A 350-nucleotide genomic window follows, 5' to 3' on the forward strand; every position below is an offset into this window, starting at 1 on the left:
GTTATTTTATTGGGACTATCCGACGCCACCAGATCAATAGATATATCGTATATTCTTGATGCGGATGTATTTCATGAAGAAACTGACATTACAACTAATGAGTTGGATAGTATTTCAAAAATCATTGATAGCCCTGAAATTAGTAATTTAATATCTAACTTTAACATAAATGGTTTTATCTTTGATGAGGAACTTATTAAATCTAAATTATCTAACCTATCTATATCTATTACAAAATTAATCAATGAAGTTGTATTTGTTGTTACAGATAAAATTAAAAATGCAGAGTTCGATAGTAACCTAATTAAAGAATATAACAATGGGTTTAAAAGTGAAATTGAAATTGAGCT

1 protein-coding gene is annotated in these 350 nt (G+C 26.9%); it reads left to right on the forward strand.

All coding sequences use genetic code 11. From position 1 onward, the window contains the following. A partial coding sequence (locus V2A85_RS24620; protein WP_420072681.1) for a hypothetical protein occupies positions 1-350 on the forward strand: 350 nt, incomplete at both ends.

The organism is Yersinia sp. 1252 StPb PI (assembly GCF_048593885.1).
Lineage (GTDB): Bacteria > Pseudomonadota > Gammaproteobacteria > Enterobacterales > Enterobacteriaceae > Yersinia > Yersinia enterocolitica_E.